The organism is Streptomyces sp. AC555_RSS877 (genome assembly GCF_019049245.1).
Classification (GTDB): Bacteria; Actinomycetota; Actinomycetes; order Streptomycetales; family Streptomycetaceae; genus Streptomyces.
In genome coordinates, this window is the sequence record NZ_JAGMUK010000204.1 from 1 (window position 1) to 202 (window position 202).

The window sequence follows — 202 nt, forward strand, 5'->3', positions numbered from 1 at the left end:
GGCACCCGCACCCGGCACACCGCACAAACCCCCACCCCCGTGGCCGCCGGCCGCCAGCTCCTCGCAGCGGGCGGCGCTGTCGCGCCCGAGAGACTGGCGTCGGCCGCACCCTCCCCCCAGGGGCGCGGGGAACTACGCGACCAGCCACCAGGCACCCGCACCCGGCACACCGCACAAACCCCCACCCCCGTGGCCGCCGGCC

Annotated in this window: 1 pseudogene; it reads left to right on the forward strand. The window is 79.2% G+C overall.

Going from position 1 to position 202, the window contains the following annotated elements:
• Positions 1–202, forward strand: a pseudogene (locus KUM49_RS42220) (hypothetical protein); the annotation flags it as partial.